Raw genomic sequence first — 12236 nt, 5'->3', positions numbered from 1 at the left:
GCAGCAGGTGGTCATTTCCAACCCCCCGAACGGACGTGCCAGGAGAGACCCCGAGCGCGAAGCCCGCACGACTCCGACCTGTCACTACCCGATCACTCACCGAGAGTGCCTGCTGTGGACGGGTGGCGGCCCGCTATCCACGGTGGTGGGCGAGTTGAGCCCGGCTGGAGTCGCTGTCGCGGTTGGACCCCTGACCTGATCACTCACCCGGGATCGACGACTGCCACGGTCAGGGCACGGACGGCGATCGGCCGACCCCCGGACCCTGTTTGCGGAGTAACTCGGTCGTCGACCATTCACCGCCGGTCAGGACTCGCTCGCGCGCACGGATCGCTCAGTCACGGGCTTGCCCCACCCACCCGGGTCGCGGTCGTCCGGATCGATCACCCGGCCGAGTCGCTCGCCCAGCCGGATCGATTGCCCGGCCGCTCATCCGTCCGGTTCGCTCGCCTTGGCGGAGACGCCGCACCCAGCACCGCTGGTTGTCAGCAGCCGCAGGACCCACCGCAACAGCCGCCCCCACCACCACCGCCGCCGGCCGGCACGGACGGCGCAGCGCCGCCCCGGCCCGTGACGGCGACCGTGGAGAGAAGCTTGACCGTGTCGCTATGGCCGTGCGGGCAGGTCGCCGGGGCCGACGCCTCGGCCATCGGGCGATTCAGTTCGAAGGTGTCACCGCATGCGCGGCAACGGAAGTCGTATCGCGGCATCCGAACAGCGTATGGGCTGGACCGGCACTCGCGCTGCATCGCAGGTGCGTAGTTGTTGACCACGGATTGGCCAGAGCCGATGCACCCTGGTGGCCAGAATCCGCGGCACCCGGCGGTGGCCCTCGACCGGTAGTCTTCTGCGGGTGGTAGACGGGCACGACACACCCTCGAAGCGACCGGCGGCGCCGCACTCCGGCGGTCCCCTGGGCAGCTCGGGTGCCGCGCCCGATGAGCCGCTCGCCGCGACGGCGGAGAAGCGATCCGACACCACGCCTGAGCAGCGCACCGCGTCGGCGGACGCGCAGCCGGCGTCTCCGTCGGCAGCGGACAAGCAGACCGAAAGCCCAGCCGACTCGCCGGCCTCGACAGCGGACGAGCGAACCGGCACCGGTGACAAGTCGCCCGCGAAGGAGCCGGCTGGGAAGGCCGCCGACAAGCCGGCCGGAAGCTCGGACGACGCGCCGGCAAAGGACAAGCCGACCGAAAAGGCAGCGAGCCCTCCGGCAGCGACCAAGGTCGGGGAGAAGCAGCCGGAAGGGGATGCGACAGCGCCATCCGCCACGGCCGCCGCACTCGCGGCACGCGGCCGGACCACCCGGGTGTTGCGCAAGGCCAATCCCGTACGCGTGGTTCGCAGCACCTCGGAGTGGGCCAAGCGCCCGTCCGGCCGGTTCATCCTGCCGGCTGTCATAGCCGTGCTGCTCCTCGGCGCTGCGGGGACGGCCGGTGCTTACCTCGTACCGCAGGCTCTGGAGTCGGCGCCGACGCCCAGCGCGACGCCGAACTTCGGCCTGGATGGCGGGGGGTCGGGCGCGCCGCTGCCCAACGCGAGCGGGCTGCCGAGCCTGCCGGGCGTCAGCTCCGCGGCGACCGCGCCGGGCGGCCTGCCCACGGCCCCGCCCGTGGGCGTTGCCGGCGGCCGGCCCGCCGACGTGCTCGCCGGGTGGGCCCAGCAGACCGGGACCCGGGTCGGGATCCCGGTGGTCGCCGTCCAGGCCTACGGGTACGCCGAGCTGGTCGTCGGCCGTACCGCCCCGAGCTGCCACCTGAGCTGGACCACTGTCGCCGCCATCGCGAAGGTGGAATCCGCACACGGCAGCGCGAACGGCGCGGTGCTCGGCGTGGACGGCACGGTGGCACCGGCGATCTTCGGTCTGCCGCTCGACGGCAAGGGCGGCCGCCAGCTGATCCGCGACACCGATCAGGGCGTACTCGACAAGGACGCCCAGTACGACCGCGCGATGGGGCCGCTGCAGTTCATCCCGCAGACGTGGAACGAGATCTCGGTCGGTAACGCGGTGGACGCCGACAACAACGGTGTCTCGGATCCCAACGACATCGACGACGCCGCCCTCGCCGCGGCCGTCTATCTGTGCCGGGGCGGACGCGACCTGTCCAGGGCGGACGCCTGGTGGGACGCGATCCTGTCCTACAACGCTGTACGCCCGTACGCTCAGAAAGTCTTCGACGCCGCCAACGAATACGGCCAGCGCAGCCGCGTCTAGCAGACCACCCACAGTGACGGGTCGCGTACATTTGCTCCCCCGGCACTTCCCTGAATGTCGAGATACCGGCAAGCTGTACGGGTGAGGGTGCGTGAGTGGGATCCCCGGTCCGCGTCGGACGAGGAGGTCCGATCGCTCGTGGAGACGCTGAACGACGTGCTCGCAGCGGATCTCCCGGACGATCCACCGTGGCAGGACGTGCAGGTCAGGGACTACCTGGCCGAGACGATGCCGGGCGAGCGCCGGATCAGCTGGGTGGCCGAGGACGACCGCCTCCCCGAGGGTACGGGCAGGGTCTTCGGGCACGTCACCCTCCTGCTGCTGGGTGACATCGGCGTGCTGGAGGTGCTCGTGCACCCCGATCTGCGCCGCCGCGGCCTCGGTCAGCAACTGGTCGCCGTCGCAGCCCGCCGGGCGTACCTCGAGGGGTTCTCGTCGATCGGCGTCGAGGCGATCGGCGACACCCCGGCGATCCCCTTCTACGAGGCGCTGGGCTTCGAGAAGGAGTACGTGGAGACCCGCAGCGTGCTGACCCTGTCCAGCGTGGACTGGAGCGCCCTGAGCACCATGGCGGGCGGCATCAGCGCCGGATACCGCGTCGAGTACCACCCGGGTGGCCCGCCGGAGAGCCTGCTGGAGGCGTACGCGCAGGCGAAGCTCGAGGGTCAGGACGGCGACGACAACGACCTGGATCTGCGTCCGAGCTCGTCCGATCCGCAGCGCCTGCGGGACAGCCTCGACACGTTGCACCGGCGTGGGCTGAAGCCGTACATCGTGCTCGCGATCCACGAGGCGACCGGGACGGTTGCCGGCCTGACGGAGCTGGTCGTGCCGGCGCAGCATCCGGAACGCGCCGACCAGTACGACACCATCGTCGTGCGAGACCATCGCGGTTACGGGATCGACCGGGCGATCAAGGCCCGGATGCTGCTCGAGCTGCGGACGGCGGAGCCGGGTCTGCGCGAGGTGCAGACCTGGAACGCGCAGCACAGCGAGTCGATGCTGAAGGTTAACGCCGAGTTGGGCTTCCAGTCCGACCGGGATTGGTACGAATACATCGCCGACGTTGCGCAACTGGTACAGAGGCTGGAACCCACGGACTGACCTGGACCTTTAGGGTCGGCGTACCCCTTTTCAAGCTCCGCTGTGGAGGCTTCGTGCGCTACCCACGCATATTGCCCATTCTTGTTGCCCCCGTTCTGACGGCTGTGTTGATCCCAGGCGTGGCGCGGGCGGCTGACGAACCCCTGTCGGTCGGCGCGGTGCAGGGCAGCACCACATCCTCGCCCCGCACGCACCGCTCCCCACTGGCGAACCCGTCCGGCAACGGCACTAGCAGCACCCTGTACGAGGTACGCGGTGTCGTCACGCAGCGCACGCTGGCGCGAACCGCCGCGGGCGCCGACCAGAACGGCTTCTTCCTGCAGAGCCGCAAGGGCACCGAGGACGGTGACCCGGCCAGCTCCGACGGCATCTTCGTGTTCATGGGCTCGTTCACGTCGCTGATCGGCGGCTACGTGCCCACGGTCGGCGACGAGATCGTGGTCAAGGCTCGGGTGTCCGAATACTTCTCGCTGACCCAGCTCTCCAGCGCGTCGCTGGTCACGAAGCTCGACTCGGGCGTACCGATGAGCGACGTCCAGATCGACGACGCGACGCCGCCGGTCGACGTGGCCGCGGCCGACCTGTTCTGGGAGCGGCACGAGGGCATGCAGCTGCGGGTGCGCGCGGGCTCCGGCGCCGTCTCGGGCCGCAACGTCTTCAGCGACACGGCCGACGCCGAGATCTGGGTCGTCGACAGGGACGACCCCCTGCTGGACCGCGCCGACCCGTACGCGCGCCGGGTCTTCCGCGACGCCCACCCGCTGGACGACGACCCGGCCCGTTTCGACAACGGCAACGGCGACCGCATCCTGCTCGGCCCCATGGGCGTCAAGGCGACCGCCGGTGACAACAGCACCCTGTTGCCGCCGGTGAAGACCTTCGACACGTTGTCGGCCGACGCGGTCGGTGGCGTCTACTACGCCTTCAACAAGTACGGGCTTCAGCCGTCGACCGCGGAGTTCGCGGCGGGCGCCGACCCGTCGAAGAACAACCCGCCGAAGCCGGCCAAGCGCGGCTCCGAGTTCGCGGTGTCCACGTACAACGTCGAGAACCTGTACGACTACCGCGATGACCCGTTCGACGGTTGCGACTTCACGGGCAACTCCGGGTGCCCCGGGGTCAGCCCACCGTTCGACTACGTCCCGGCGAGCGAGGCCGCGTACACCGAGAAGCTCGGCAACCTGGCCGACCAGATCGTGAACAGCATGCACTCGCCCGACGTCATCCTGGCTCAGGAAGCCGAGGACCAGGACATCTGCACGGTCTCGGGAACCGCGCTGAGCTGCGGTGACACGAACAACGCGGACGGGCGGCCGGACACGCTGCAGGAGCTCGCGCTCACCATCAAGAACGCGGGCGGGCCGGCGTACGCGGCGGCGTTCGACCGCACCGGCGCCGACGCGCGCGGGATCACGGCGGCGTTCCTCTACCGCACCGACCGGCTGTCGCTCGCGGCCGCCTCCGCGGACGACCCGATCCTCGGCTCGGCGCCGCAGGTGCAGTACCGGGGCACCCCGCTCGCCGGCAACGCCGACGTGTCCAACCCGAAGGCTCTCAACGCGGTGCTCCCCGCCGACGTGGACCGGTCCACCGGGGTGGACGGTGCCAACGTCTTCACCCGGGCGCCGCAGGTGGCGCTCTTCGACGTGAAGGCCGCGCCGGGCGCCTCGGAGCACTTCCAGCTGTGGGCGATCAGCAACCATTACAGCTCCGGTCCGGACAGCCGCGTCGGACAGCGCCGGGAACAGGCGACCTACGGTGGCGCGATCACCACGGCGATCGAGGCGAGCCACCCGCACGCGCGGATCGCGTACGGCGGCGACCTGAACGTCTTCCCCCGGCCGGACGAGCCGGTCCCCGCCAAGCCGGCCGACCAGCTGGGGCCGCTCTACGACGCCGGGCTGCACAACCTCTGGGACGACCTGGTGGCGGACGCGCCCGCGTCGGCGTACTCGTACGTGTTCGACGGCCAGGCCCAGACGCTCGACAACCTCTTCGTCAACGAGGCCCTGTACGGCGACCTGATCGAGATGCGGGCCGCACACATCAACGCGGACTGGGCGGCCGAGGACGAGGCCAACGGCTCCAAGGGCTCCAGCGACCACGACCCGCAGATCGCCCGCTTCCAGTCGAAGGCGGCACTGATCCCGACCGACGCCACCGTGTCCGAGGGCAACAGCGGGACGACGGCGCTGGGCTTCCCCGTCGGTCTGTCGCGCCCGCTGAGCCAGCCGCTCACGGTGTGCGCCACCGCGGTGCCCGGCTCGGCGTGGCCGATCGTCGACTTCGATCCCTATTTCGGGTGCAAGTCGATCCCCGCGGGTGAGACCGGCGTGACCTTCACCGTCAAGGTGCGCGGCGACCGCCTCCGCGAGCCGGACGAGAAGCTCACGCTCGTGGTCGCGGGTCTGGGCGACGTCCGTCAGACCGATCCGTCGGCGACGGGCGTCATCAAGAACGACGACTGACCGGTACGGCCTACCGCTGCCGGGTCCGCTTCGTGCGGGCCCGGCAGCTGTGTTTCCAGCCGACCGGCGAAGGGCCCAGCCAGCCGACCGGCGAAGGGCCCAGCCAGCCGACCGGCGAAGGGCCCAGCCAGCCGACCGGCGAAGGGCCGAGCCGGGCGCAGCATCCAGGTGAGGGATCGGCTGACGAGTGGCTGATACGAGCTTGAGCACGCGCCGAGGGTGCCGGATTTCCGTCGAGCCCGCCGGGTGCCCTGTGGATACTCGCGCGTTGTGGACAACCCGAATCGGCGGTCGACGGACGGGTAGCGTGCCTCGCATGACAGACGAGCCGCTGGACATCGAGGCCTCCCGGAACGCTGGGACGCCCGCCGAGGAAACAGGTCAGAGCAGGGCGTCCGCCGAGAGGCAGAACAAGGGCTCACCCGACCAGCCGTGGGAGCCGGACGAGCAGCGCTACAGCGACCGGCCCGAACAGGGCGGTGAGACACCCAGACCGGCCAAAGCCGAGCCCTCGGGCTGAGTGCCTGCGCCGGCCGGCCGGGTCAGTACCGGCTGCGCAGCAACTGGGCGGCCTCCGCAGCCCAGTACGTCAGGATGACCTGCGCGCCCGCCCGCTTGATCGACGTCAGGGTCTCCAGCATCACGCCCTCACGGTCGATCCAGCCGTTCGCCGCGGCCGCCTCGACCATCGCGTACTCGCCCGAGACCTGGTAGGCGGCGACCGGCACGGTCACCCGGTCGCGGACCGCGGCCACCACGTCGAGGTACGGCAACGCCGGCTTGACCATGACCATGTCCGCGCCCTCGGCCACGTCCAGGTCCACCTCGCGCAGCGCCTCGCGGAGATTGCCGGGACTCTGCTGGTACGTGCGGCGGTCGCCCTGGAGGGTGGACTCGACGGCCTCGCGGAAGGGGCCGTAGAAGGCGCCGGCGTACTTGACCGCGTACGCGAGGACAGCGACGTCCTGGTGACCGGCCTCGTCGAGGGCACGCCGGATCACGCCGACCTGGCCGTCCATCATGCCGGAGGGGCCGACGACGTGGGCGCCGGCTTCGGCCTGGGCCACGCCCATCCGGGCGTAGAGGTCGAGGGTGGCGTCGTTGTCGACGGTGCCGTCGGCGGTGAGGACGCCGCAGTGGCCGTGGGAGGTGAACTCGTCGAGGCACAGGTCGCTCATGACGACGGTGGCGTCGCCGACCTCCGCGACGACGTCCCGGATGGCGACGTTGAGGATGCCGTCCGGGTCGATGCCGCGGGAGCCGGTCTCATCCTTGTTCTCGGCCGTGGGCACGCCGAAGATCATCAGGCCACCGACGCCCGCGCCGACGGCTTCGTGGGCGGCCTTGCGCAGGGAGTCGCGCGAGTGCTGGAGGACGCCGGGCAGCGACGAGATCGGCCGCGGCTCGGTGAGGCCCTCCTTGACGAAGAGCGGCAGCACCAGCTCGGGGGGCGACACGCGGGTCTCCTCGACCAGCCGACGCATCGCGGCCGTGCGCCGCAGCCGGCGCGGGCGGATGTCCGGGTAAGACATGCGAACTCCCTCTGCCAGGCCCGCCGCGCCACGGCAGGCCGGAAAACAGCCAGGCCCGCCGCACCACGACAGCCCGGAAAGACAGCCGGGCCGGACGCACCACTAGCGCGTCCGGCCCGGCTCACATCATCAGCGGAACCGGAGCGCCGTCGGGCCCTGGACCTTCGAGCCGCGGCGCTGCTTGGCCGGCATGGCCGCCAGCTTTTCCCGGAGCTCCACCGCGTACGAGGCGAGCGCCTCGACGAGGTCGGGGACCGAGGCGTGCTGGGGCTGGACGTCCACGCGCAGGCCGAATTCCGTGGCCGTCTCCGCCGTCTTCGGGCCGATCACCGCGACCACCGTGCGGGCGTGCGGCTTGCCGGCGATGCCGACCAGGTTGCGGACCGTCGAGGACGACGTGAACAGGACCGCGTCGAAGCCGCCCGACTTGATGGCGTCGCGGATGTCGGCCGGCGGCGGGGCGGCGCGGACCGTGCGGTACGCCGTCACGTCGTCGACCTCCCAGCCGCGCTCGATCAGGCCGGCCGCCAGGGTCTCCGTGGCGATGTCAGCGCGGGGCAGGAGCACCCGGCCGACCGGGTCGAGGATCTCGTCGTGCGGGGAGAACTCCGCCAGCAGGCCCTCGCTGGACTGGTCGCCGGACGGGATGAGCTCGGGCTGGATGCCGAAGTCGCGGACCGCGTCGGCCGTGGCCTCGCCGATGCAGGCGATCTTCACGCCGCCGAAGTGGCGGGCGTCGAGGCCGTGCTCGGCGAACTTCTCCCAGACCGCGCGGACCGCGTTGACCGAGGTGAAGACCACCCAGGCGTAGCGGCCGTCGACCAGGCCCTTGACCGCGCGCTCCATCTGCGCCGGGGTGCGCGGGGGTTCGACGGCGATCGTCGGGACCTCGCACGGGATGGCGCCGTACGCGCGCAGCCGGGCGCTCATGGCCCCCGCCTGCTCCTTGGTGCGCGGCACGAGGACCTTCCAGCCGTACAGCGGCCGGTTCTCCCACCAGCTCAGCTTGTCGCGCTCGGCGACCTCCGAGCCGACCGTCAGCACCACCCGGCCGGTGAAGCCGAGCGCCGCCGCGACGAAGCTGTCGACCGTGGAGGTGGTCGTGTACTGGGTCTCGCCGGTGCCGTCGCCGGTCACCGCGACCGCCGTGCCGGGTTCGACGCCCGCGGCCAGGAGGCCGTCACGGACCGCGGCGAGGTCTCCGGCGTCCACCGCCACCGCGAAGGAGCCCTTCTGGGTCGCCGCGGCGAGCGCGTCGAAGTCGAGGGCCGCCACGTCGTCGATGTCGGCCACCGTGCGGACGCCCGGCAGCGGCACGCCCGCGTACGTGGCGACGCCCTCCGCCTGGCCCAGGCCCGGTACCACCTCGAAGTGCACGGCCGTGCGAGCGACCGCCTGCACCTCGCGGACCACGGCCTCGTGCCCGAACGGGTCGCCGGCGACGAGGTGGACGGCGGACAGGCCGGACTTCGCCGCCGAGAGCAGCACCTTGGCGACGTCGCCGGGCGCGCCCTCGGCCGGGCTGAACTGCGTGTCCTCCTTGGCCTCCGCCTTGATCGCCGCGAGCAGCGACTCGGGGACGCCCCGGTCGTAGACGACCTGGTCGGCGTCGGCGAGGGTGTCGTGGGCCCGGCGCGTCAGCAGCCCCGGGTCGCCGGGTCCGGCGCCGACGAACGCGATGCGTCCGGCGCGGTTGCGGGCGGTGCGGGTGGTCATTCTGTGCTCCCCATCAGGGTGTCGGCGCCGTTTTCGAGGAGATCGGCGGCGAGCGCCTTGCCGATCTCCGCCGCGTCGGCGGGCGTTCCGGTGCGCGACAGCCGGACAGCTCGGGCCCCATCCGGGCTGATCACCGCACCGCGCAGGTAGATCTCGTCGCCGTCCTCGCCTTCGGCGAGCTCGGCGTGTGCCGCGACCGGGGCGGAGCACCCGGCCTCGAGCGTGGCAAGCATCGCCCGTTCCGCCGTGACGGCGGCGCGGGACGGTGCATGATCGAGCGCCCCCAGCAGCTCGACCAGGTCTGCGTCGCCGGACCGGCACTCCACCGCCAGCGCACCCTGAGCCGGGGCGGGCAGCATGAGCATCGGGTCCAGCGTCTCCGTGATCTCGGCGGCCCGTCCGAGACGCACCACGCCGGCCCGCGCCAGCACGATCGCGTCGAGGTCGGCCTCGGGGCCGAGCACTCGCGCGATGCGGCTGTCGACGTTGCCGCGGATCGGCGTGACCTGCAACTGTAGGCCCAAAGCATGCAGTTGCGCGATTCGGCGCACCGCCCCCGTGCCGATGGTGGCGCCCGGTGGGAGCTCCGCGAGCGTCTTCCCGTCGCGGGCGACGAGCGCGTCACGCGGGTCCTCGCGCTGCGGCACGGCGGCGATGTGCAGTCCGGGGTGCTCCCCGGTGGGCAGGTCCTTGTACGAGTGCACGGCGAAGTCGATCTCGTTCGCCAGCAGGGCGTCCCGCAGGGCCGACACGAACACGCCGACGCCGAGCCGCGCGACCGGGGCGGACGAACGGTCTCCCGGGGTCACGATGGGCACCAGCTCGACCGGCACGCCGGACACGGCCGTGACCGCGGAGGCGACCATCTGTGACTGGGCGAGGGCGAGGGCGCTGCCCCGGGTTCCGAGGCGCAGCGGGGAGCTCACGCTTGTCCTCCGATCTCGGGTACGGCGTCGGCCTGGGTGGCGTGCGGAACGTCGAGGTCGAACAGCTCCCGCAACAGCGCCGCATACTGGTCGCCGCCCGGCTCCGCCGCAAGTTGCCGGACCCGTACGGTCGGCGAGTGCAGCAGTTGCTGGACGACCCGGTGCAGGGTACGGGAAACGTCGGCCCGCTGCTCCTCGGTGAATTCCGGCCGCCGCGCGGACAGCTTGCGCAGCTCGGCGGTGACCACGTCGTCGGCGCGCGTGCGCAGCGCGGCAACGGTCGGGGCGATCTCGGCGCCCCGCAGCCAGGCGAGGAAGTGGTCGACCTCGCTCGCCACGATCTGCTCGACAGCGGCGGTCTCCGCGGCAGCGGGCTGCGTCCGGCGGGTGGCGGCGAGGCTGTCGATGTCGATGACCGTCACGTTGGGCAGGTCGGCGACCCCGGGGGCGACGTCGCGCGGCACGGCGAGGTCCAGCACCACGAGCGGGCGCTCACGCCCGGCGAGACGGTCGGCGGTGAGCACGGGCTCGGTGGAGGCCGTGGCGCAGATGATCAGGTCGGCCTCGGCCAGGGCGGAGTCGAGGTCGGCGAACGGGACGGCGGTCGCGCCGTACGCCTCGGCGAGCCGCTCGGCCCGCTCGGCGCCACGGTTGGTGATCCGCAGCGGTCCGACGCCGGCCCGGGTGAGGGTGGCCACGGACAGCGCGCCCATCGCACCGGCGCCGATGACGAGCCCTGGGTGACCGCTCAGGTCGCCCGCGAAGGTGTCGGCCGCCACGTCCAGGGCGGCGGTGACCACGCTCTGCCCGGCGCGGTCGATGCCGGTCTCGGCGTGGGCGCGCTTGCCGACCCGCAGCGTCTGCTGCAGGAGCTCGTGCAGGAGGCGGCCGGCGCTGTCGGCCTCGGTGGCGGCGTGGTACGCGTCCCGGAGCTGGCCGAGGATCTGCGCCTCGCCGACGACCATGGAGTCGAGGCCGGAGGACACCCGGAACAGGTGCCGCACCGCCGCTTCGTCGTAGTGCACGTAGAGGTGGCCGGCGAGCTCGCTGGCGCTGATGCCGGACTCCTCGGCGAGCACGGCGCAGACGTCGCCGAGGCCACCGTGGAAGCCGGAGACGGCCGCGTACACCTCGACGCGGTTGCAGGTGGAGAGCACGACGGCCTCGCCGACGTACGGCTGGGCGACGAGCTTCTGCAGCACGGCCGGGATGTCCGGGCCGGCGATGGTGAGGCGTTCGAGCGTGCCGACCCCGGCGGTGCGGTACGACGCTCCGACGCTGAGCAGGTTCACGATCCGACCGCCTCCTGGTTCGCACCGCCGACGGTGGCCGCCCCGCGTCCGCCGGGCAGCGCGGTGAGCGACGCCTTGCGGTGCTCGTGGAACGAGAGGATCTGCAGCTCGATGGCGAGGTCGACCTTGCGCACGTCGACGCCGGCCGGCACGGACAGCACGCAGGGCGCGAAGTTCAGGATGCTGGTGACCCCCGCGGCCACCAGCTCGTCCGCGACGCCCTGCGCGGCGCCGGCCGGGGTGGCGATGACGCCGATGGCGATGCCCTCCTCGACCGCGGCCCGCGCGAGCTCGTCGATGTGCCGCACGATCAGCCCGTTGATCGTCTCGCCCACCAGCGCCGGGTCCGCGTCGAAGAGCGCGGCGATCCGGAAACCGCGGCTGGCGAAGCCGTCGTAGCCGGCGAGCGCGTGACCGAGGTTACCGACGCCGACGAGAGCGACCGCTCGGCGCTGGTCGAGGCCGAGGATGTATTCGATCTGGTCGACGAGCAGGGCGACGTCGTAGCCGACGCCGCGGGTGCCGTACGACCCGAGGTGGGAGAGGTCCTTGCGGAGCTTGGCGGAATTGACGCCGGCCGCGGCCGCGAGGCCTTCGCTGGAGATCGTGTCCGAACCGTTCTCGGCGAGATTGTGCAGAGCTCGGAGATATTCCGGCAGCCGCGCGATCGTCGCCTCCGGGAGGTCCGGGAAGGCGGGCACTGCACCGGCATTGCCGGACGCGTTTCCTTGACGCTGCTGACTCATCTGACTCCGTGCCGACGAGGTGGCGGACCTGCGGTGAGCCCTCTGTGGCCTGGATCGACCGGCTGTGGTAGCGGGGCTCGTCGGAGTCACAGAATAGGCGCTTGTGAAGGCGTGCACAAATCGCGATCTTGATAGCGGAACTGGACAAAGATCAAGTCAGCGTGCTATTCGCACGCCGACACCTGTGGAGAGTATTACCGCTTTCCGGGGCCATCGACCAGCACCACCGGCATCCCG

9 protein-coding genes and 1 pseudogene are annotated in these 12236 nt (G+C 71.7%); 4 read left to right on the top strand and 6 right to left on the bottom strand.

Annotation, left to right across the window (positions count from 1 at the left end; genetic code table 11):
* Positions 1 to 485: 485 nt before the first annotated feature.
* Positions 486 to 710, bottom strand: a complete 225-nt coding sequence (locus IT780_RS06290; RefSeq protein WP_199510436.1) for an FmdB family zinc ribbon protein — start codon at positions 708 to 710, stop codon at positions 486 to 488.
* Between the two features lie 626 nt (positions 711 to 1336).
* Between IT780_RS06290 and IT780_RS06285 the strand changes: the two genes are divergently transcribed.
* The 4 genes and pseudogenes from IT780_RS06285 (at position 1337) to IT780_RS06270 (ending at position 6307) form a co-directional block, all read left to right on the top strand.
* Positions 1337 to 2215, top strand: coding sequence for a lysozyme family protein (locus IT780_RS06285; protein ID WP_199510435.1), 879 nt, complete (start codon positions 1337 to 1339; stop codon positions 2213 to 2215).
* Between the two features lie 81 nt (positions 2216 to 2296).
* Positions 2297 to 3319, top strand: coding sequence for a GNAT family N-acetyltransferase (locus tag IT780_RS06280; protein WP_307831065.1), 1023 nt, complete (start codon positions 2297 to 2299; stop codon positions 3317 to 3319).
* Positions 3320 to 3450: 131 nt separating this feature from the next.
* Positions 3451 to 5787: pseudogene (locus IT780_RS06275) on the top strand (lamin tail domain-containing protein); the annotation flags it as partial.
* Between the two features lie 316 nt (positions 5788 to 6103).
* Entirely contained in the window at positions 6104 to 6307 is a 204-nt protein-coding gene (locus IT780_RS06270; RefSeq protein WP_199510432.1) for a hypothetical protein, read from the top strand.
* Between the two features lie 22 nt (positions 6308 to 6329).
* Here the strand turns inward: IT780_RS06270 and hemB are convergent, their stop codons facing one another.
* The 5 genes from hemB to IT780_RS06245 all read right to left on the bottom strand — a co-directional run bounded on the left by hemB (position 6330) and on the right by IT780_RS06245 (position 11999).
* On the bottom strand, positions 6330 to 7319 hold the full coding sequence (gene hemB / locus IT780_RS06265; RefSeq protein ID WP_199510431.1) for a porphobilinogen synthase: 990 nt from the start codon (positions 7317 to 7319) through the stop codon (positions 6330 to 6332).
* A 129-nt stretch (positions 7320 to 7448) separates the two neighbouring features.
* Positions 7449 to 9035, bottom strand: a complete 1587-nt coding sequence (locus IT780_RS06260; RefSeq protein ID WP_199510430.1) for a bifunctional uroporphyrinogen-III C-methyltransferase/uroporphyrinogen-III synthase — start codon at positions 9033 to 9035, stop codon at positions 7449 to 7451.
* Positions 9032 to 9961 (bottom strand): hydroxymethylbilane synthase, encoded by a 930-nt coding sequence (hemC, locus tag IT780_RS06255; protein ID WP_199510429.1) that lies wholly within the window; start codon positions 9959 to 9961, stop codon positions 9032 to 9034. The genes IT780_RS06260 and hemC overlap by 4 nt, the downstream gene beginning before the upstream one ends.
* A complete protein-coding gene (locus tag IT780_RS06250) occupies positions 9958 to 11253 on the bottom strand; it encodes a glutamyl-tRNA reductase (protein WP_199510428.1) in 1296 nt (431 codons plus the stop codon). The genes hemC and IT780_RS06250 overlap by 4 nt, the downstream gene beginning before the upstream one ends.
* On the bottom strand, positions 11250 to 11999 hold the full coding sequence (locus tag IT780_RS06245) for a redox-sensing transcriptional repressor Rex (protein WP_199510427.1): 750 nt from the start codon (positions 11997 to 11999) through the stop codon (positions 11250 to 11252). The genes IT780_RS06250 and IT780_RS06245 overlap by 4 nt, the downstream gene beginning before the upstream one ends.
* Positions 12000 to 12236 lie beyond the last annotated feature (237 nt).

Source organism: Nucisporomicrobium flavum, from assembly GCF_016464385.1.
In the GTDB taxonomy this organism is placed as follows: Bacteria; Actinomycetota; Actinomycetes; order Mycobacteriales; family Micromonosporaceae; genus Actinoplanes; species Actinoplanes flavus_A.
The sequence above is the reverse complement of the archived record's forward strand: the minus strand, read 5'-3'. Positions and strand labels throughout refer to the sequence as shown.

Excerpts from the sequence above, each read along its gene's own strand:
- IT780_RS06270 (WP_199510432.1), top strand. The coding sequence starts at position 6,104 with ATGACAGACGAGCCGCTGGACATCGAGGCCTCCCGGAACGCTGGGACG.
- IT780_RS06245 (WP_199510427.1), bottom strand. The coding sequence starts at position 11,999 with ATGAGTCAGCAGCGTCAAGGAAACGCGTCCGGCAATGCCGGTGCAGTG.
- hemB (WP_199510431.1), bottom strand. The coding sequence starts at position 7,319 with ATGTCTTACCCGGACATCCGCCCGCGCCGGCTGCGGCGCACGGCCGCG.
- IT780_RS06260 (WP_199510430.1), bottom strand. The coding sequence starts at position 9,035 with ATGACCACCCGCACCGCCCGCAACCGCGCCGGACGCATCGCGTTCGTC.
- IT780_RS06290 (WP_199510436.1), bottom strand. The coding sequence starts at position 710 with ATGCCGCGATACGACTTCCGTTGCCGCGCATGCGGTGACACCTTCGAA.